Source organism: Pseudomonas sp. 37 R 15, from assembly GCF_900004865.1.
Taxonomy (GTDB): Bacteria; Pseudomonadota; Gammaproteobacteria; order Pseudomonadales; family Pseudomonadaceae; genus Aquipseudomonas; species Aquipseudomonas fluorescens_AM.
The window spans coordinates 249,615-266,885 of record NZ_CVTV01000051.1 but is presented as its reverse complement, the minus strand read 5'-3'; the positions used below and the strand labels follow the sequence as shown (position 1 = coordinate 266,885).

At 58.1% G+C, this 17,271-nt stretch carries 18 protein-coding genes; 5 read left to right on the top strand and 13 right to left on the bottom strand.

What is annotated here, in order from left to right; translation table 11 throughout:
* Positions 1-207: 207 nt before the first annotated feature.
* From msrQ to mrcB, 9 genes are all read right to left on the bottom strand, one after another.
* Positions 208-828 carry a protein-methionine-sulfoxide reductase heme-binding subunit MsrQ gene (msrQ, locus tag BFQ04_RS19575; protein ID WP_065952213.1) on the bottom strand — a complete coding sequence of 207 codons (621 nt, stop codon included), beginning with the start codon at positions 826-828 and terminating at the stop codon, positions 208-210.
* Positions 828-1,841 (bottom strand): protein-methionine-sulfoxide reductase catalytic subunit MsrP, encoded by a 1,014-nt coding sequence (gene msrP / locus BFQ04_RS19570; protein ID WP_065952212.1) that lies wholly within the window; start codon positions 1,839-1,841, stop codon positions 828-830. The genes msrQ and msrP overlap by 1 nt, the downstream gene beginning before the upstream one ends.
* Positions 1,842-1,904: 63 nt before the next feature.
* Complete coding sequence (pssA, locus tag BFQ04_RS19565; protein ID WP_065952211.1) at positions 1,905-2,762, bottom strand: CDP-diacylglycerol--serine O-phosphatidyltransferase; 858 nt, start codon at positions 2,760-2,762, stop codon at positions 1,905-1,907.
* A gap of 146 nt (positions 2,763-2,908) precedes the next feature.
* Positions 2,909-3,925, bottom strand: a complete 1,017-nt coding sequence (gene ilvC / locus BFQ04_RS19560) for a ketol-acid reductoisomerase (RefSeq protein ID WP_003176099.1) — start codon at positions 3,923-3,925, stop codon at positions 2,909-2,911.
* Positions 3,926-3,971: 46 nt separating this feature from the next.
* Positions 3,972-4,463 (bottom strand): acetolactate synthase small subunit, encoded by a 492-nt coding sequence (ilvN, locus tag BFQ04_RS19555; RefSeq protein WP_003176102.1) that lies wholly within the window; start codon positions 4,461-4,463, stop codon positions 3,972-3,974.
* Positions 4,464-4,465: 2 nt separating this feature from the next.
* Positions 4,466-6,190 carry an acetolactate synthase 3 large subunit gene (locus BFQ04_RS19550; RefSeq protein WP_065884006.1) on the bottom strand — a complete coding sequence of 575 codons (1,725 nt, stop codon included), beginning with the start codon at positions 6,188-6,190 and terminating at the stop codon, positions 4,466-4,468.
* 431 nt (positions 6,191-6,621) lie between these two features.
* Entirely contained in the window at positions 6,622-6,951 is a 330-nt protein-coding gene (locus BFQ04_RS19545; protein ID WP_065892292.1) for a YqcC family protein, read from the bottom strand.
* Positions 6,951-7,685: a tetratricopeptide repeat protein gene (locus BFQ04_RS19540; protein ID WP_065952210.1), complete on the bottom strand. Its 735-nt coding sequence runs from the start codon at positions 7,683-7,685 to the stop codon at positions 6,951-6,953. The genes BFQ04_RS19545 and BFQ04_RS19540 overlap by 1 nt, the downstream gene beginning before the upstream one ends.
* A 16-nt stretch (positions 7,686-7,701) precedes the next feature.
* On the bottom strand, positions 7,702-10,026 hold the full coding sequence (gene mrcB / locus BFQ04_RS19535) for a penicillin-binding protein 1B (RefSeq protein ID WP_065952209.1): 2,325 nt from the start codon (positions 10,024-10,026) through the stop codon (positions 7,702-7,704).
* Positions 10,027-10,144: 118 nt separating this feature from the next.
* Here mrcB and BFQ04_RS19530 point away from each other — a divergent pair, with 118 nt between their 5' ends.
* From BFQ04_RS19530 to BFQ04_RS19520, 3 genes are all read left to right on the top strand, one after another.
* Complete coding sequence (locus BFQ04_RS19530; protein ID WP_065952208.1) at positions 10,145-11,701, top strand: bifunctional aminoglycoside phosphotransferase/ATP-binding protein; 1,557 nt, start codon at positions 10,145-10,147, stop codon at positions 11,699-11,701.
* A gap of 92 nt (positions 11,702-11,793) precedes the next feature.
* Positions 11,794-12,138 carry a pentapeptide repeat-containing protein gene (locus BFQ04_RS19525; RefSeq protein ID WP_065952207.1) on the top strand — a complete coding sequence of 115 codons (345 nt, stop codon included), beginning with the start codon at positions 11,794-11,796 and terminating at the stop codon, positions 12,136-12,138.
* 195 nt (positions 12,139-12,333) lie between these two features.
* The gene (locus BFQ04_RS19520) at positions 12,334-12,606 is read left to right on the top strand and encodes a TfoX/Sxy family protein (RefSeq protein WP_065952206.1); all 273 of its coding nucleotides are present in this window, start codon (positions 12,334-12,336) and stop codon (positions 12,604-12,606) included.
* A 215-nt stretch (positions 12,607-12,821) separates the two neighbouring features.
* On the opposite strand, the gene BFQ04_RS19515 is transcribed toward BFQ04_RS19520, so the two are convergent.
* From BFQ04_RS19515 to BFQ04_RS19505, 3 genes are read right to left on the bottom strand one after another with little or no spacing between them, the layout of a single operon-like run.
* A complete protein-coding gene (locus BFQ04_RS19515) occupies positions 12,822-13,589 on the bottom strand; it encodes a heme ABC transporter ATP-binding protein (RefSeq protein ID WP_065952205.1) in 768 nt (255 codons plus the stop codon).
* The gene (locus BFQ04_RS19510; protein WP_175413299.1) at positions 13,589-14,572 is read right to left on the bottom strand and encodes a FecCD family ABC transporter permease; all 984 of its coding nucleotides are present in this window, start codon (positions 14,570-14,572) and stop codon (positions 13,589-13,591) included. The genes BFQ04_RS19515 and BFQ04_RS19510 overlap by 1 nt, the downstream gene beginning before the upstream one ends.
* A gap of 50 nt (positions 14,573-14,622) precedes the next feature.
* Complete coding sequence (locus BFQ04_RS19505; RefSeq protein ID WP_065952203.1) at positions 14,623-15,501, bottom strand: heme/hemin ABC transporter substrate-binding protein; 879 nt, start codon at positions 15,499-15,501, stop codon at positions 14,623-14,625.
* Between the two features lie 196 nt (positions 15,502-15,697).
* Here BFQ04_RS19505 and BFQ04_RS28740 point away from each other — a divergent pair, with 196 nt between their 5' ends.
* Positions 15,698-16,015 (top strand): Rieske (2Fe-2S) protein, encoded by a 318-nt coding sequence (locus BFQ04_RS28740; protein WP_083218017.1) that lies wholly within the window; start codon positions 15,698-15,700, stop codon positions 16,013-16,015.
* Positions 16,016-16,060: 45 nt separating this feature from the next.
* On the opposite strand, the gene BFQ04_RS19500 is transcribed toward BFQ04_RS28740, so the two are convergent.
* Positions 16,061-16,339, bottom strand: a complete 279-nt coding sequence (locus BFQ04_RS19500) for a c-type cytochrome (protein ID WP_157829697.1) — start codon at positions 16,337-16,339, stop codon at positions 16,061-16,063.
* 406 nt (positions 16,340-16,745) lie between these two features.
* Here BFQ04_RS19500 and BFQ04_RS19495 point away from each other — a divergent pair, with 406 nt between their 5' ends.
* A complete protein-coding gene (locus BFQ04_RS19495) occupies positions 16,746-17,183 on the top strand; it encodes a hypothetical protein (protein WP_065952201.1) in 438 nt (145 codons plus the stop codon).
* The last annotated feature ends 88 nt before the right edge of the window (positions 17,184-17,271 follow it).

Here is a 17,271-nt window from a genome sequence, read left to right as displayed (position 1 = left end):
TGCGATCTCTCGTAAGCGGGAGGCGAATTCTACAGCGTTACACGCTGCTGTCAACACCTCTTTTTCAACTTCCTGCTGGCTTCGATGAACTGAACCAACTTGCTGCCGAAAACTACTTAACTCATTGTTTACCAAGGAGTTTTCCGTTTCGACTGCGCCGGAAGTGGAGCGAATTATAGGCGCACAGAATCTGCCGTCAAGGCTTAATTACGCTTTTGTTGAAGAAGGCGCTTTTTTAGTAATAAGACGCGGGATTCGACGCATTACCGGTGGCACACGCAGCACCAGGAGCAGTGCCCCTATAGCCGCATATATCGCCCACTCTTTCAGATCCGCCCGAACGATCCAGAGCATATGCAGCAAACCGAGCCCCAGAATGACGTACACCAGGCGATGCAGCTTCTTCCAGCGGCTCCCCAACCGTCGCTGGCTATAACGATTGGAGGTCGCAGCCAAAACCAGCAAGCCCAGAAACCCCAGCGTGCCGACAATGATGTACGGGCGCTTACGCAACTCCACGCCCAACTGCGACCAGTCAAGCCCAAGTACAAATACGCAATAAGACGCCAAATGCAGCACCACATAGGCAAAGCACCACAACCCCAGTTGCCGGCGTACCGCAACCCACCCCGCCCAACCGCTCAGTTTCTGAAGCGGCGTCATGCCAAGCGTGATCAGCAAGAGAATCAAGGTGCCCAGGCCGAGGCGATCCACCAGCACTTTCCCAGGGTCGGGCCCGAGGGCAAAACTCCAGGCTTCATATAGCCAGAACAACGGCCATACCGCGACAGCTATAAAGACGCCGATGCGCCAGAGCGGATAGCGCATCAATAGTTCTTCCGCAGATCGAGACCCGCATATAACGAGGCGACCTCATCCGAGTAGCCATTGAACATCTGGGTCTCACGCACGTTCGGGCTGAAAAGGCCGCTCGGCAGACGACGCTCACGCGCTTGGGTCCAGCGAGGATGGTCAACCGTCGGATTCACATTCGCATAAAACCCATACTCATCGGCCGCAATACTCTGCCAGGTCGTTTTCGGCTGTTCGCTGACAAGACTGATGCGCACAATCGACTTCACACTCTTGAAGCCATACTTCCATGGCACCACCAAACGCAACGGCGCACCGTTCTGCTTAGGCAACTCTCGCCCGTACATACCAACGGCAAGAATCGCCAATGGGTTCATGGCCTCGTCCAGGCGCAGCCCTTCTATATAAGGCCAATCGATCAAGCCGAAACTGGAGCGCTGACCCGGCATGCTCTTCGGATCCTGCAGCGTTTCAAAGCGGATGAACTTCGCCTTGGAAGTGGGCTCGACCTGCTTGAGCAAGGCGGAAATGGGGAAGCCGATCCAGGGAATAACCATCGACCACGCCTCAACGCACCGCAGACGGTAGATGCGCTCTTCCAACTGGTAAGGCTTCATGAAGTCTTCAAGCGCGTAACGCCCAGGCTTTGCGACCTCACCATCAATCACAACGCTCCAGGGCTCAGTCTTGAGTGAACCGGCATTTGCCGCCGGATCGCCCTTGTCCGTGCCAAATTCATAGAAGTTGTTGTAGTGGGTAGCGTCCTTGAACGGCGTGATGGCCTCGTCTTTGACGGTCACTGCCTGCCACTTGGTGCCGGGGAGCTTTTGCGCAAACCAGTCAGGCGCCCTGCCCGGCTCGACATCGGCATAGCGTGCCGCATCCTCGGCACTGGCCCAACGGGGCAAACTGCTGGCGGCAACACCGGCAAGCGCGCCACCGAGCAAGCTGCGGCGAGAGAGGTAGAACGATTCAGGCGTGATATCCGATTCATGGCAATCGGACGCTTTGGGGATCTTGATTAACATGGCAACTCCGCAGCATTGGAGGACAGATGCACCAATAGACTGCGGAGTATGGGGGAAATTACATTAAGGCAATGTTTTGTCCCGGCGAAGATGCAGCAAGTACTGGATCGGCCCGGAAGCAGCGTAGACCAGGAAGGCCAACAATAGAATGCGCGGCGGATCGCTGAACACCACCGCAAACACCAGCACCACAACGAGAATCGCTACGAAAGGCACACGCCCCTTGAGATCCAGTTCCTTGAAGCTGTTGTACTTGATGTTGCTGACCATCAACATGCCGGCCGCTGCAACCATGAGCGCTACCAGGAACGACATCTTCGACCCCTGGATGCCGTAGTCACTGAACGCCCAGACGATACCCGCCACCACGCCCGCGGCAGCAGGACTGGCCAGGCCAATGAAGTAACGCTTGTCGGCAGTGCCCACTTGCGTGTTGAAGCGCGCAAGACGCAACGCCGCACCTGCAACATAGATGAAGGCGACCATCCAGCCGACCTTACCCATATCCCCCAAGGCCCAGGCAAACGCCAGCAACGCAGGGGCAACACCGAAGGCGACCATGTCCGACAACGAGTCGTACTCGGCACCGAAGGCGCTTTGGGTATTGGTCATGCGCGCCACACGCCCGTCCAGGCCATCAAGCACCATGGCGACGAAGATAGCGATGGCAGCGAAACCGAAGTACTTGCTGGCACTCGCGGCATCACCTGCCGCCAAGGCGCTCTGGGCGCTCATCGAGTTGATGATGGAATAGAAGCCGGCAAACAGGTTCGCCGTCGTAAACAGGTTGGGCAGCAGATAGATACCACGATGCCGGACCTTGCGGCCTTCCGCGTCATGCCCTTCTTCGACATGTTCATCGATCGGCAGCATGCTTTCGGCGTCGTAAGCCTGGTTTGGCTCTTCGGGACGTTCGCTCATGGACTTTACCTTGCAACGGTGTGAAAAAAATTCGACAGATACTTGCGGCGAGTGTTCGCCCGCAAACGATGCAGCTTTATACCAGAACCCGCTTACCCAAACGAAAAAACGCGGCCTAAGCCGCGTTTTCCCTTGATACGTTCGACTTAGTTCTTGGCTTTGTCGACGATCTTGTTGGCACCGATCCACGGCATCATGGAGCGCAGTTGCTCGCCGATGACTTCGATACCATGAGCGGCGTTGTTACGACGCTTGGCGGTCATCGAAGGGTAGCCGGTCGCGCCTTCGCTGATGAACATTTTGGCGTATTCGCCGTCCTGAATACGTTTCAGGGCGTTGCGCATGGCCTGACGGGATTCGGCGTTGATCACTTCCGGGCCGGTCACGTACTCGCCGTATTCGGCGTTGTTGGAGATCGAGTAGTTCATGTTGGCGATACCGCCTTCGTACATGAGGTCAACGATCAGCTTCAGTTCGTGCAGGCATTCGAAGTAGGCCATTTCCGGCGCGTAGCCCGCTTCAACCAGGGTTTCGAAACCGGCTTTCACCAGCTCGACGGTACCGCCGCACAGTACGGCTTGTTCGCCGAACAGGTCGGTTTCAGTCTCGTCCTTGAAGGTGGTTTCGATGATGCCGGTACGACCGCCGCCAACACCGGCAGCGTAAGACAGCGCAACATTCTTGGCGTTGCCCGAAGCGTCCTGGTAGATCGCGATCAGGTCCGGGATGCCGCCGCCTTTGACGAACTCGGAACGCACGGTGTGGCCCGGGGCTTTCGGCGCGATCATGATCACGTCGAGGTCAGCGCGTGGCACTACCTGGTTGTAGTGAATCGCGAAGCCGTGGGAGAAGGCCAGGGTGGCGCCCTTCTTGATGTTCGGCTCGATTTCATTCTTGTACAGCGCGGACTGGAATTCGTCCGGGGTCAGGATCATGACCAGGTCGGCGGCCGCAACAGCGGAAGCCACGTCAGTCACTTTCAGGCCGTGGGCTTCAGCCTTGGCAACGGTAGCCGAGCCTTTGCGCAGGCCAACGGTAACGTCAACGCCGGAATCTTTCAGGTTGCACGCTTGAGCATGGCCCTGGGAGCCGTAACCGATGATGGCGACTTTCTTGCCCTGGATGATCGACAGGTCACAATCTTTATCGTAATAAACTTTCATGAGGTTCCTCTATATATCCAGGCCGTAAGGCCATTCGCTAATTGGGTTAGATGCTGAGTACTTTGTCGCCACGGGCAATCCCGGTGACACCACTGCGTACGGTTTCCAGAATCGAGGCCGTCCCGATCGACTGGATGAAGCTGTCCAGCTTGTCGCTTGTACCGGTCAGTTGAACGGTATAAACGCTGGCGCTCACATCGACGATCTGCCCGCGATAAATATCGGTAGTGCGTTTGATCTCGGCACGCTGGGCGCCCGTGGCCTTGACCTTGACCAACATCAGCTCGCGCTCGATGTGGGCACTTTCCGACAGGTCGACCAGCTTGACCACTTCGATCAGCTTGTTGAGGTTCTTGGTGATCTGCTCGATCACCTCATCGTGGCCCACGGTGGTCAACGTCAGCCGCGACAGGGTCGGGTCTTCGGTTGGGGCCACGGTCAGGCTTTCGATGTTGTAGTTGCGTTGCGAAAACAGGCCGACAACACGAGACAGAGCGCCGGGTTCGTTCTCCAGAAGCAGGGAGATAATGTGCCGCATGATTAAGTACGCTCCGTCTTGTTCAGCCACATGTCGCGCATAGAGCCGTCTTTGATCTGCATCGGGTAGACGTGCTCGCTGGTATCCACCTGAATATCGATGAACACCAGGCGGTCCTTCATGGCGAACGCCTCTTCCATCTTCGGCTTCAGATCTTTCAAATCGGTGATGCGCATGCCGACGTGGCCGTAGGCTTCAACCAATTTGACGAAATCCGGCAACGATTCCATGTAGGAATGGGAGTGACGGCTGCCATAGCTCATGTCCTGCCACTGACGAACCATGCCCAGTACGCCGTTGTTCAGGCAGACGATCTTCACGGGAAGACCGTACTGCAGGCACGTCGACAGTTCCTGGATGTTCATCTGGATACTGCCTTCACCGGTGACACAGGCAACGTCAGCCTCCGGAAAGCTCAGCTTCACCCCCATGGCCGCAGGGAAACCGAAGCCCATCGTGCCCAGGCCACCGGAGTTGATCCAACGGTTAGGCTTGTCGAAGGTGTAGTACTGCGCGGCGAACATCTGGTGCTGGCCCACGTCGGAGGTCACAAAGGCATCGCCCTTGGTCACTTCGCACAGGGTCTCGATCACGGTTTGTGGCTTGATGATGCTGCCGTCGCCCTTGTCGTAAGGAAACAGGCCGCGGTCGCCGCGCCATTCGTCGATCTGCTTCCACCAGCTCGCAACGGACTCCTTGTTCGGTGTTTCGCCGATGTCCTTGAGCGCAGCGACCATTTCAGTCAGGACGCTTTCAACAGGACCCACGATCGGCACGTCCGCCTTGATGGTCTTGGAAATGGACGCCGGGTCGATGTCGATATGGATGATCTTGGCATTCGGGCAAAACTTGCTCGCACCGTTGATCACGCGGTCATCAAACCGTGCGCCCACGGCCAGGATCACATCGGCGTGGTGCATGGTCAGGTTGGCGGTGTAGCTGCCGTGCATGCCGAGCATGCCGACGAACTGACGGTCCGAACCCGGGAATGCGCCGAGGCCCATCAAGGTATTGGTCACCGGCAGGTTGAGCAGCTTGGCCAATTCGGTCAGCGGTGCGGAACCGCCCCCCAGAATCACGCCACCACCGGAGTACAGCACAGGGCGCTTGGCCGCCAGGAGCATTTCAGCCGCCTTGCGGATTTGCCCCGAGTGCCCGCGCACAGCCGGGCTGTAGGAGCGCAGCTTGGCTTTCTTCGGGAAAATGTATTCGAATTTCTCGGCCGGGTTGGTCATGTCCTTGGGAATATCCACCACGACAGGACCCGGGCGACCGGATTGTGCGAGGTAGAACGCCTTTTTCATGACTTCCGGAATTTCCGACGCGTGCTTGATCATGAAGCTGTGTTTCACGATCGGCCGGGAGATACCGATCATGTCGGTTTCCTGGAACGCGTCGGTGCCGACCATGGTGCTAGCGACCTGGCCGGAAATGATCACCATCGGAATGGAGTCCATATAAGCAGTCGCGATGCCGGTTATGGCATTGGTTGCGCCTGGGCCGGACGTTACCAGTACCACACCGGCTTTACCGGTGGCACGGGCGTAGCCGTCAGCCATATGGGTCGCGGCCTGTTCGTGGCGAACCAGGATGTGGGTAACAGCCGGTTCCTTGAACAGTGCGTCGTAGACATGCAGCAGAGCACCACCTGGGTACCCGTAGATATAGTCGACGCCTTCGTCACGCAAAAAGCGGACGAGCATCTCACCGCCAGATAAAAGCTCCACGTTGTTCACCTCTAAAACGCCAGAATACCGTCCGTTAAAAACCGACGGGTCTTAATAGGTTTACTTCTCAACAGAGCATGAGCGACGGTGGTCGCCGACTACGTCAGCACTGACTGAGCAAGTATTGGGATCGTCCCAAGTGTTGCGGGCTTTTCCCACCCAGCGCGAGGTAACGCGTTGCGGGTGTTACAGGTCGGCGCGGATGTGCGCCTCATGATCTGCTGAGCGGGCCTGCTTCTGGCAGTCCCGATACAGCGGACTTTGGATTCTTCTGTTTCAGGCCCTTCAAGTCAAGCAATAATTGCGCTTTTTTCCAAGTAAGCGCATGAGAACGTAGAAGAAAGGGCTTTGAGGAGGGATAAAACTCGCCTGAATGTCGTCAAGCGGTAGAAATATGCGCAAGACTGCCGGAAAAACCGGCAGTCAGGCAATTAACGAGCGTCAGCGATCAATTGGTCGAACTTTTTCAGCGCATTGCGCAAGCCGAGGCTCTCCCGAGGACGGTCGGCGTAGACCATCTCGGCCATCTCCAGAATCCCGGAAGCATTGGGCAAAGGCAGGTCCTGTTCGAGGATCTGCTTCATACGGACCAGGAAAATCCATTGCAGCCATTGATGGAAATCCAATGTATCGACCGAAAACGGTTCGACGCTGCCGAGCGCTTCGGCGCTGGGGGACACCTCATCCCACCAGCCCTGCACGCGCAGCTCTCGCTCGATCAGCAACAACTGTTCGGCAATCGCCGGAAAACGTTCATCCATCAGAGGTTGACCTTGGCTTTCGCCCGAGCCTGGGCAGCGCCGGCAGCGTCCCCCTGGGCGGCACGCGCGTCGCCGATCAACGCCCACAGGCTGGCTTGCAGGTCCGGACGACCGTTGGCCATGCTCAAACCACGGCGAGCGAACTGCTCGGCTTGCGGCGCATCACCCTGGGCCATGCGCACCTGGGCCAGGCGATAAAGCACTTGCGGCTCGCGAGGCGCAACGCGCTGGGCACGCTCCAGGCTCGACGAAGCGCCATTGAGGTCACCACCGGCCTGCTGTTGCTGGGCGGTGGTGAGCAGCGCCAATACCGGGCCGTCCAGTTGCTCGTCAGCGGACAGGCCGCCCGCGCTGGATGACGAAGGAATGCCGCTCGGCGTCGACGGCGTCGTGTAGGTGCCCTGGTTGACTGGCGCCGTCTGGATCGGCGTGGAGTCGACCGGCCCCGAAGTGCTTGGCCCCGGGGTCCAGGGTTCGGCGCTGATCGGTGCTGCGGTAGCAGCACCACTGCCAGGCACCATGACCACCACGCCCGAGTCCTGCGGCATTGCCTGCGGCTTGGCCTGTGCCGGACGGTTGGTCACGGTTTGACGAAACCCGCCCTTGGCCGAAATCCGCTCGCTATTGGAGACGCCCGTACTCGCGTCCACCACCGGAATAGAGCCGCGTTGCACGCTGGAGCAACCGCCGAGCAAAGCCAGAACTGTAATCGCTGGAATCCACAACTTGTTCACTTGAAACCCTCTTTGCTTAATTCATCCAGCCCTTGACCCAATCCATCACCGACTCCGCATCAGCCGGGGCACTGCCCCCGCAGGCGGCACCGGGTGGTGGCTCGCTGCCGCGAATATACGGCATCTGCACCGCCCCCGGGCAGTTGGCATCGGAACCCTGGCCTGTGTGCGGATCAATCCAGGCCTGCACGATATTGTCCGGCTGCGGCATGTTCAGTGGCAACGGGTCAGCCTTGCGCATGAAGCTGGTCCAGACCTGCAGCGCACCGGTCGCACCGGTGAACGGCGTCTTGCCATTATCGTCACGGCCCAGCCACACCACGGCCAGTACGTCCTGGCCAAAACCTGCGAACCAACTGTCACGCGAGTCGTTACTGGTGCCGGTCTTGCCCGCCAGCGTCAGGTTCGACGGCAGCACGCTGTAGACCGAGCGCCCGGTGCCTTCACGCATCACGCGCTGCATGGCGTTCTGGATCAGGTAGATGGAGCCCGCATCGAAACGCTGCTGGATCTGGAACGGGTAGCGCTTGAGCGGCTCGCCCTCGGCGGTCAGCACGCTGCGAATACCGCGCATCGGAGTATTGAACCCACCGTTGGCCAGGGTCTGGTACATGGTGGCCACTTCCATCGGACTCATGGCTGCCGCCCCCAGAAGCATCGACGGGAACGCCGGGAACTCTCGTTCGATGCCCAATCGCGCCAGCGTCTTCAACACATTCGGCACACCGACTTCGAGCCCCAGGCGCGACGTCGAAATGTTGTAGGAATGCGCCAGCCCCTGGTACAGAAACACGGTGCCGTGGGAGCGGCGGTCGAAGTTCTTCGGTGTCCACACTTGACCATCGGCGCCTTTGATCGACAGCGGATCGTCCGACAGCCAACTGGTGAGCGTGTACTTGCTCGGCTTCTCCAGGGCGGTCAGGTAAACCGCCGGTTTGACCAGCGAACCGATCGGCCGCACGGCATCCAGCGCACGGTTGAAACCGGCGAAACTGGCCTGACGGCTACCGATCATGGCCTGGACTTCACCGGTTTCCGGATTGGTCACGACCATGGCGGCTTCGACTTCATCGGAGCCCTTACGGCCGGTCAGGCGTTTGAAGGTGTCATTGACCGACGCCTCGGCCTTCATCTGCAGAATGGGGTCAAAGCTGGTGAAGATGCGCAGGCCTTCCTCGGTCAAGTCTTCGTCGCGGTAGTCTTCGCGCAACTGACGTTTGACCAGGTCGATAAAGCCGGGGAACGAGCTGTCCGCCAGCTTGCCGCGGGTGGTGACGCCCAGCGGCATTTTCTTCGCGGCGGCGACCTGTTCGGCAGTGGCAACGCCCTGCTGTTCCAGAACATCGAGCACCAGGTTACGGCGCTCAAGCGCACGTTCCGGGTTGCGACGCGGGTTGTAATAGGACGGCCCCTTCACCATCCCCACCAGCAAGGCCACCTGATGCAACTTCAATTCGGACAGCGGCTGCCCGAAGAAAAACTGGCTGGCCAAACCGAACCCATGCACCGCGCGCTGACCGTCCTGGCCGACGAACACCTCGTTGAGGTACGCCTCAAGGATTTCCTGCTTGCTGTAATGCAACTCCAGGAGCATGGCCATCATGGCTTCGGTGAGCTTGCGCGTCAGGCTGCGCTCGTTGGTCAGGTAGAAGTTCTTCACCAACTGCTGGGTGAGCGTGCTGCCGCCCTGGGTCATCTTGCCGCCGGAGGTGTTGACCCAGACTGCGCGGGCAATCGACTTCGGCGAAACGCCCCAGTGGCTGTAGAAATCGCGGTCTTCGACAGCGACCAGGGTTTCCAGCAAATACGCAGGCGCCTGATCGAGCTTGATCAGGATGCGATCTTCAAGGTTCTTCGGGTAAATGCCGCCAATCATCAGCGGTTCGAGACGTACCACCGGCAGCTTGGCGCCGTTGAGCGACGACAGCTCGGCCACATAATCGCCGGAAAAGCGCACGCGTACCGGCTGGGCTTTTTCCAGGCCTTCGTAGAATTGGAAGCCACGGGTGTTCAAGTCGACGGTATTGCCGCTGACCGCCGCCGCGCCCGGACCGTTGCTCACGGGCTCGCGTCGATAGCCCAGCGCATCGAGTTCGGTGAGGAAGTCTTCCTTGCTCAGTTTCTGCCCGGCGAACAATTCCAGCGGGCGTGCATACACCTTGGCCGGAATGGTCCAGCGCTTGCCGGAGAACTTCTCCTGGACCACGGCGTCGAGATACACCGCAACGCCGGCGAGCGCCACAAGGCCAACCAGGCCGAGCTTGAGCGCCCAGCCCAGCCACGGGCGCAGACTGCGCGAAGGAGGTTTTTTACGGGAACGGGGAGATCGGGTTCGAGTCATGGCGGCGGATTATACGCACTTTATTGATGATCAACATGAGCCGGACAGCGGTTTGCACGACCGCCCGTAGCGGCCATAATGCCTGCCATGATTTCTCCCAGACTTTGAAGGATCGCCCGTGAGCCAGTCCCTGATCGCAGCCCTGCAAAACCCGGCGTTGTACCCGCATCCGGTGGAAGCATTTCAAGTCATTGAAACCCATATTTCCTGGGTGATCCTGACCGGTCCTTACGCTTATAAACTGAAGAAACCGATGAACTTCGGGTTCCTGGACTTCACCGATCTGGAAAAGCGCGGCCACTTCTGCAATGAAGAGCTGCGCCTCAACCAGCGCCTGACCGAAGATTTGTATCTTGAAGTGTTGCCAATTACTGGCACTGCCGAGACACCGCAACTGGCTGGCGACGGCCCGGTAATCGAGTACGCGCTGAAAATGCGTCAGTTCCCGCAAAGCCAGATGCTGAGCACCTTGCAAGCCAACGGCGAACTCACCAGCGCGCACATTGACGAAATGGCCAGGCAGATTGCGCACTTCCATCTCAACGCGCCCAAAGTCCCACAGGAACACCCGGCCGGCACCCCGGATGAAGTGATGGCCCCGGTACGCCAAAACTTTGAACAGATCCGCCCGTTCCTCAGCGACAAGGCCGACCTGACTCAACTGGAAGCCCTGCAAGCCTGGGCCGAAAGCAGCTTCGAACGCCTCAAGCCGCTGCTGGAACAGCGCAAGCTCAATGGGTTCACCCGCGAATGCCATGGTGACATCCACCTGGGCAACGCCACGCTGATCGACGGTCATGTGGTGATCTTCGACTGCATCGAGTTCAACGAGCCGTTCCGCTTTACCGACGTGTACGCCGACACCGCGTTCCTGGCGATGGACCTGGAAGACCGCGGCCTGAAATGCCTGGCGCGACGGTTTATCAGCCAGTACCTGGAACTGACCGGGGACTATCAGGGCCTGGAGCTGCTCAACTTCTACAAGGCGTATCGCGCCCTGGTCCGGGCCAAAGTTGCGCTGTTCAGCATGCCGAGCGAAGCCGACCCGGTGCAACGCGCCACCACCCTGCGGCAGTACCGCAACTACGCCAATCTGGCTGAAAGCTACAGCACGATTCCCTCGCGCTTCCTGGCAATCACCCATGGTGTTTCGGCCGTGGGCAAAAGCCACGTCGCCATGCGCCTGGTCGAGGCCTTGGGCGCTGTTCGCCTGCGGTCGGACGTGGAGCGCAAGCGCCTGTTTGGCGAGCAGCACGTGGAAAATACACCGCAGGCCGGCATCTATAGCCATGACGCCAGTGCTGCAACGTACACGCGGTTGAACGAAATTGCCGACACCGTGCTTCGCGCCGGTTTCCCGGTGGTGCTGGATGCCACCTTCCTCAAACGCGAACAACGCGACGCGGCAGCCCGGGTTGCCGAAGCCACCGGGGCGCCGTTCCTGATTCTGGATTGCAATGCGCCCCAGGCCGTCATCGCCAGCTGGCTGGCACAACGTCAGGCAGATAAAAGCGATCCGTCCGACGCAACGTTGGTGGTTATCGAACAGCAGCAAGCCAATCGTGACCCGCTGACAGCGCAGGAGCTGCTGTTGAGCAAGCGCGTCGAGACCAACGAAAGCGGGACACTCGATGCGTTGGTTGCGCACATTCGTCATCGCTTGCCCGGCCTGTAAGAAATATTTCTTGGTCGTGTCGCCTACTTTGGCGCACGGCCCAGCAATAGTGGCACTATAATGGCGCCATAATACCAACAGGAGTCGTCATCATGAGTCAGCCCAAGCTTCTTGATACCCCGCTCTACGCGCTCCTGCACAAGGACGACATCCGCGGCTTCAATCAGGAACGCCCCGACGACGGGGTTATCGACATGCGTGGCGGCGACTTCCGAGGGCTGGACCTGCGCGAACTGAACACCGCAGGTATCGACTTTACCGACGCCTACTTCCGCTCCGCCGACCTGCGCGGGCTGGACTTACGTGACTGCTCATTGGAAGGCGCCAGCCTGGCCCATGCGCAGATTTCAGGCACTTACTTCTCTCCCGAACTGACGGCTGACGAGATTCTGATGTCGGTCAATTTCGGCACCCGCCTGCGTTACCGCACCAAATAACCTCAAGACTTCGGCTCCCGGCTGCGCAAGTCGCGCCGGGCGCTTTACCCTGCCTGAGATGCAGCGGCGTTCTTATAAGCTTTTGAGCCGTTCCCGACCAAAGAATCACGCTTTTCCTACTGAGCGCTACACTCATTTTCAGGCTTGCCTGGTCACGATACCCACCGCACCCTTCGGCTGTCGCAAGGAGGCTTGATGAACGATGAGCTGCAGCACCTGAAAAATCTTGGCAAGACGTCGGCGCAGTGGCTGCATGCGGTGGGCATCCACAGCGCATCCGACTTACGTCGTCTGGGGGCGGTCGATGCTTACCGCGCCGTGCGAACTCGCGGGTTCCGAGCATCGAAAGTACTGCTGTATGCCATTGAAGGCGCATTGATGGATGTGCATTGGAACGACATTCCCACGGAGCGCAAAGAGGCGTTGAACCGTCAGTTCGATGCACTCTCGACGCACAAGAAGATTTAGGTCCGCGGACGGGTGCGTGAAGAAAAATACGGGAATGGATAAAACAACTGTTGACTCTCAAATGAGAATCGTTATGATTATCACAACTGGTCGCGAGATCAGCCGATAACTGAAAGACCATTGGTTCGGACTCTCAGATTATCTCCTCATCAGGCTAATCACGGTTATTTGACCCGGCTCTTGCCGGGTCTTTTTTTGCCTGGAAAACGCTGGGCTCAGCGCGCGATGATCAACGGATGACCACGTTCCGGATGCGACTGCACCAACACATCCAGACCAAACACCGCCTTGAGCGGCTCGGGCCGCAGCACCTGTGTCGGCGTGTCGAGGGCATGCGGGCGCCCGTCCTCCAGCAACAGGATACGATCACAATATCGCGCCGCCAGATTCAGGTCATGCAGGATCACCAGCACCGCTGCGCCACGATCGGCAAAGCTGCGGATGGCCTGTAACGTCGTATGCTGATGCAACGGATCGAGCATCGATGTCGGCTCATCCAGCAACAACGTCTGCCCCGCCTCGCCCGGCCATAATTGCGCCAATACTCGGGCCAGGTGCACCCGTTGGCGCTCCCCACCCGACAAGGCCAGGTAACTGCGACCGCTCAGGTGTCCCACATCTGCCGCATGCAGTGCTGCGTTGATAATTTCCTCATCTCGTACCCGACCGGTCTGATGGGGCAAACGTCCCATGCCTACAACCTCCTCGACACGGAATGCAAAATCCAGGGTTGAGGTCTGGGGTAAGACTGCCAGGCGTTGGGCGCGTTGCGCGCCGCTCAAATTCTTCAATTCCTGCTGACCCAGCCAGACCTTGCCCTGATCAGGCAACAATTCACCGCACAGCGCACTCAACAAGGTACTTTTACCCGCACCATTGGGACCCAATACGCCGAGCACTTCGCCCGGCAGCAGGTCCAGGGTCACATCCGCCAACACGGTCTTGCCTGCGCGACGGATCTGCAACGCTTCCACCCGCAGCATCAGGCGCGCCCTCGCAACAACAAATAGAGAAAAAATGGTGCGCCAATGAACGCGGTAACGATACCGATCGGCAATTCCGCCGGCGCCAACGCCAAGCGTGCCACCAGATCCGCAAACAGCAGCAAACTCGCGCCCGCCAGCACCGACGCCGGCAGCAACACTCGGTGATCCGGCCCTGCCAGCAACCGCACCAGATGCGGCACCACCAATCCGACAAAGCCGATCATGCCGGCCGCAGCCACCGCTGCGCCAACGCCCAGCGCCGTGCAAAACACCAGTTCACGCTTGAGCTTTTCAACATCAATGCCCAGATGGCTGGCCTCGGATTCACCCAGCAACAGCGCATTCAACGCCTTCGCTCGACGCGGTAACCACAGCGCCACGCCCGCACTGACCAGCAGCAACGGCCATAATCGCGAATAGCTGGCACCGTTGAGGCTGCCCAGGTTCCAGAATGTCAGGGTGCGCAAGGTGGCGTCGTCTGCCAGGTAGGTAAACAGCCCGACTGTGGAACCGGCGAGCGCCGTCAGCGCAATACCGGCGAGCAGCATCGTCGCGACGTTGGTCTGGCCATTGCGCCGTCCCAATCGATAAACCAGCGCGGTGACGCCCAAGCCTCCCAGAAACGCGCAGATCGATAATAGATACGGCCCGACTGCGTCCGGTAACCCGCCAAAAAACGAGCCTGCGACAATGGCCACCGCAGCCCCCAATGCCGCGCCACTGGACACGCCGACCAGGCCAGGATCAGCCAGCGGGTTGCGAAACAACCCCTGCATCGCCACGCCCGACAAGGCGAGCACACCCCCGACAGCCAGGCCCAATAACGTGCGCGGCAAACGAATCTGCCCCAGGATCAACTCTGCCTGCTCAAGCCCCGGGGCATCGACCGGCACCCCAATCAATCGCAACGCCGCCCTGAGTGTGTCGAACAACGGCAGGCTGACCGGGCCCAGCGCCAATGAGAGCCAGATCGCCACCAGACACAACAGCGCCAGCCCGATAAACAGCGTTTTCGGTTTAACCAACGTCGTCATGGGGCGGGTTGCGCGCTGGACGGGTAAAAGCCAGCCGACAACTGCGTCAGGCTTTGCGGCAAGCGTGGCCCAAGCCCGCCCACCAGCAGCGTCGGGTCCAACTCAAACACTCGGCCGCTCTTGGCCGCCGGGGTGGTCGCGAGGATAGGATTTTCCTTGAACAGCGCTGCACGGGCTGCCTCACCGCTCAATGCTCGATCAGCAAATACCAGCACATCAGGACTCAACCCGGCCAGCGACTCCACCGAGAACAGCTTGTAACCGGTGTGAGTCGCCAGGTTATGGCCGCCGGCCTGCTGCACGATCCAGTCAGCGGCGGTGTCCTTACCGGCGATCAACGGCTTGCCGCCGGCGTGCCCGAGCAACAGCAACACGCCCGGTGCTTTTTGCGTCAACTGCGCCTTGGCCACCCAGGCTTTCTGCCGGTCCAGGGCTTGCTCATAGCCGCTGAACAATTGGTTGGCCTTGACCTCGCTGTCCAGCAGCTTACCCAAATGCGACAGGTTGGTTTTCAGGCTCGCTAAATCCGGCTGTGCCGAGAACATCTCAACCTGCACCCCGGCGCTGCGGATTTGCGCCAGCACCGGCGGTGGCCCCATCTCCTCGGTACCCACCAGCAGCTGCGGGCGCAGGCTGAGAATGCCCTCGGCCGACAATTGGCGCTGATAACCGATGCTTGGCAATGCCTTGAGTGACGCCGGATGCTGGCTTGTCGTGTCCACGCCGACCAGTTTCGATTCCGCCCCCAATGCCGTCACCCACTCCGATAACGCGCCACCGGCGCTGACCCAGCGTTGCGGCAGCTCCAGGGCTTGGGCCGCGTGGCTGACCAGCAATCCGGCAAAAAGCGCAATAACGCTGGCACTCAGGCGCATAACAGGGTTTCCTTTCAAGACAGAGCCGCTCATGCACTCATCAATGTGACAGATACAGCCTGTCCGGCATCGTAATGAGCACCCGACCAGCTGACGGGCGAAGCGGCATTTGATAATTGTTTGCATTTTCACGTCAAGCGACATGCTTCGGAACGAGCAGCTGTAAGGCCCGACCCGCTAGTAAAATAGGCTAAATATGAAGTTTGTTTGCCCATCCGATGCGCTCGCGCAAAATGCCAGCCGCGGTTTCGAAATTGATGGCCAAAAGCTGTTTGCCGTACGCCGGGAGGGTACTGCCTACTTTTATGTCAATCGCTGCCCACATCGCCGCGTATCACTGGAATGGGAACCCGATCAATTTCTCGACAAAAGCGCCAGCTTGATCCAGTGTGCAACCCACGGTGCACTATTTTTGATAGAAACTGGCGAATGCGTTTCCGGTCCCTGTGCTGGCCAACGTCTAATCACATTGCCCAGCACGGAAGATGAGAATGGCTTATGGGTACAGGTTTAGCGTCAGCGGATATTATTAAACAAGCTATTGAACACGGGTGATCATTTACTTTATGCCACTGAAGTACTCCGCCAACACTTCAATCTTCCTGTCATCCATATCCTTCATGACTCGGTTCATTACCGTACCGTGCGATACGTTGTGCTTGTAAGCTTGCATCGCAGTACGGAGAAATTCCTTTGAGCGCCCTTGTAACGAAGGAATAGTACCAATAGCCCCGCCTCGCCCCTCATACCCATGACAATTAACGCACCCATTGCTCGCCATGATTCCGATGACGTTTTCTTCCGCTGCCGCCGTAGTCGCGCAGAGAAAAAACAGCATAAACATCAATCCTCGATTCAATACCACTCCATTACACCCTTGTATATTGATTAAACCATTAATACTACAAACAGCGAAATCCACGGCCCTTGGCACTATAACTACATGGCGCGCCAACCGACTGCTTATTAATTTATAGTGCGAAGTCTCGAAAGGTCAAGGACGATATTCACTTAAAAACAAATCAGCCACAACGGTACTAATAGCGAACCCTACGCATTGACAGTCAAACACCCTATGTACAAAAAAGATAGATTTGTACAAATAAACACTTTGAAACATATTACAACTTGCCGATTATGAATCCTGTGGCCTTAACTATCGACTCGTGTAATCCCGCACAACTAACGCATTAATGGGGTTACGCACCAACCATCGAATCACAGAAAAGTGGAAAAGGAATTTCATGAAACGCTGCATAGCGCTGTCTATGATATCAATCGCACTGAGCATCAATGCTACCCAAGCCATGGCAGAGGATGCCAAGGCTGCCTTAGCGCCGCAGAAAGCTGTAGTGATAGTGTTCAATCCTCCCAAAGGCATGGAGCAGGAATTTCTTGAATCTTTCACTAAAGAGCAAGCGGCGAACTTCAAAGCGCATGGCAGCAGTGACAAAAAAACGACTGAGTCCATTAACCTAATTCCTACAAAATTAGGTGAGCCGCTCATTCATATCACAATACTCAAAGATAGAGCGGCCTACGAAAAAACCTTCCAAGCATTTGGTCCACAAGAAAACCGGGGCGCTTATGTAGGCAAGCACTCAGAAAAGTACGGCGACCTGAACATCCCTAAAATATATCTTCAAAACTCGCAATCTTACTTTGCAGACGTAGTTAAATAACTTCTTTCTTGTTCCATCTTCATAGAGAGCTTGCTGCCAAGGCCTGTTAAGGGCACTAAATCCGATTGGGTTTTTAGTGTACCGCTTG

Excerpts from the sequence above, each read along its gene's own strand:
- BFQ04_RS19515 (WP_065952205.1), bottom strand. The coding sequence starts at position 13,589 with ATGCTGCGGGTGGAAGCGTTGCAGATCCGTCGCGCAGGCAAGACCGTG.
- BFQ04_RS19545 (WP_065892292.1), bottom strand. The coding sequence starts at position 6,951 with ATGGATGAACGTTTTCCGGCGATTGCCGAACAGTTGTTGCTGATCGAG.
- ilvC (WP_003176099.1), bottom strand. The coding sequence starts at position 3,925 with ATGAAAGTTTATTACGATAAAGATTGTGACCTGTCGATCATCCAGGGC.
- mrcB (WP_065952209.1), bottom strand. The coding sequence starts at position 10,026 with ATGACTCGAACCCGATCTCCCCGTTCCCGTAAAAAACCTCCTTCGCGC.
- pssA (WP_065952211.1), bottom strand. The coding sequence starts at position 2,762 with ATGAGCGAACGTCCCGAAGAGCCAAACCAGGCTTACGACGCCGAAAGC.
- BFQ04_RS19525 (WP_065952207.1), top strand. The coding sequence starts at position 11,794 with ATGAGTCAGCCCAAGCTTCTTGATACCCCGCTCTACGCGCTCCTGCAC.
- BFQ04_RS19500 (WP_157829697.1), bottom strand. The coding sequence starts at position 16,339 with ATGCTGTTTTTTCTCTGCGCGACTACGGCGGCAGCGGAAGAAAACGTC.
- BFQ04_RS19520 (WP_065952206.1), top strand. The coding sequence starts at position 12,334 with ATGAACGATGAGCTGCAGCACCTGAAAAATCTTGGCAAGACGTCGGCG.
- BFQ04_RS28740 (WP_083218017.1), top strand. The coding sequence starts at position 15,698 with ATGAAGTTTGTTTGCCCATCCGATGCGCTCGCGCAAAATGCCAGCCGC.
- msrQ (WP_065952213.1), bottom strand. The coding sequence starts at position 828 with ATGCGCTATCCGCTCTGGCGCATCGGCGTCTTTATAGCTGTCGCGGTA.
- BFQ04_RS19495 (WP_065952201.1), top strand. The coding sequence starts at position 16,746 with ATGAAACGCTGCATAGCGCTGTCTATGATATCAATCGCACTGAGCATC.
- msrP (WP_065952212.1), bottom strand. The coding sequence starts at position 1,841 with ATGTTAATCAAGATCCCCAAAGCGTCCGATTGCCATGAATCGGATATC.
- BFQ04_RS19505 (WP_065952203.1), bottom strand. The coding sequence starts at position 15,501 with ATGCGCCTGAGTGCCAGCGTTATTGCGCTTTTTGCCGGATTGCTGGTC.
- ilvN (WP_003176102.1), bottom strand. The coding sequence starts at position 4,463 with ATGCGGCACATTATCTCCCTGCTTCTGGAGAACGAACCCGGCGCTCTG.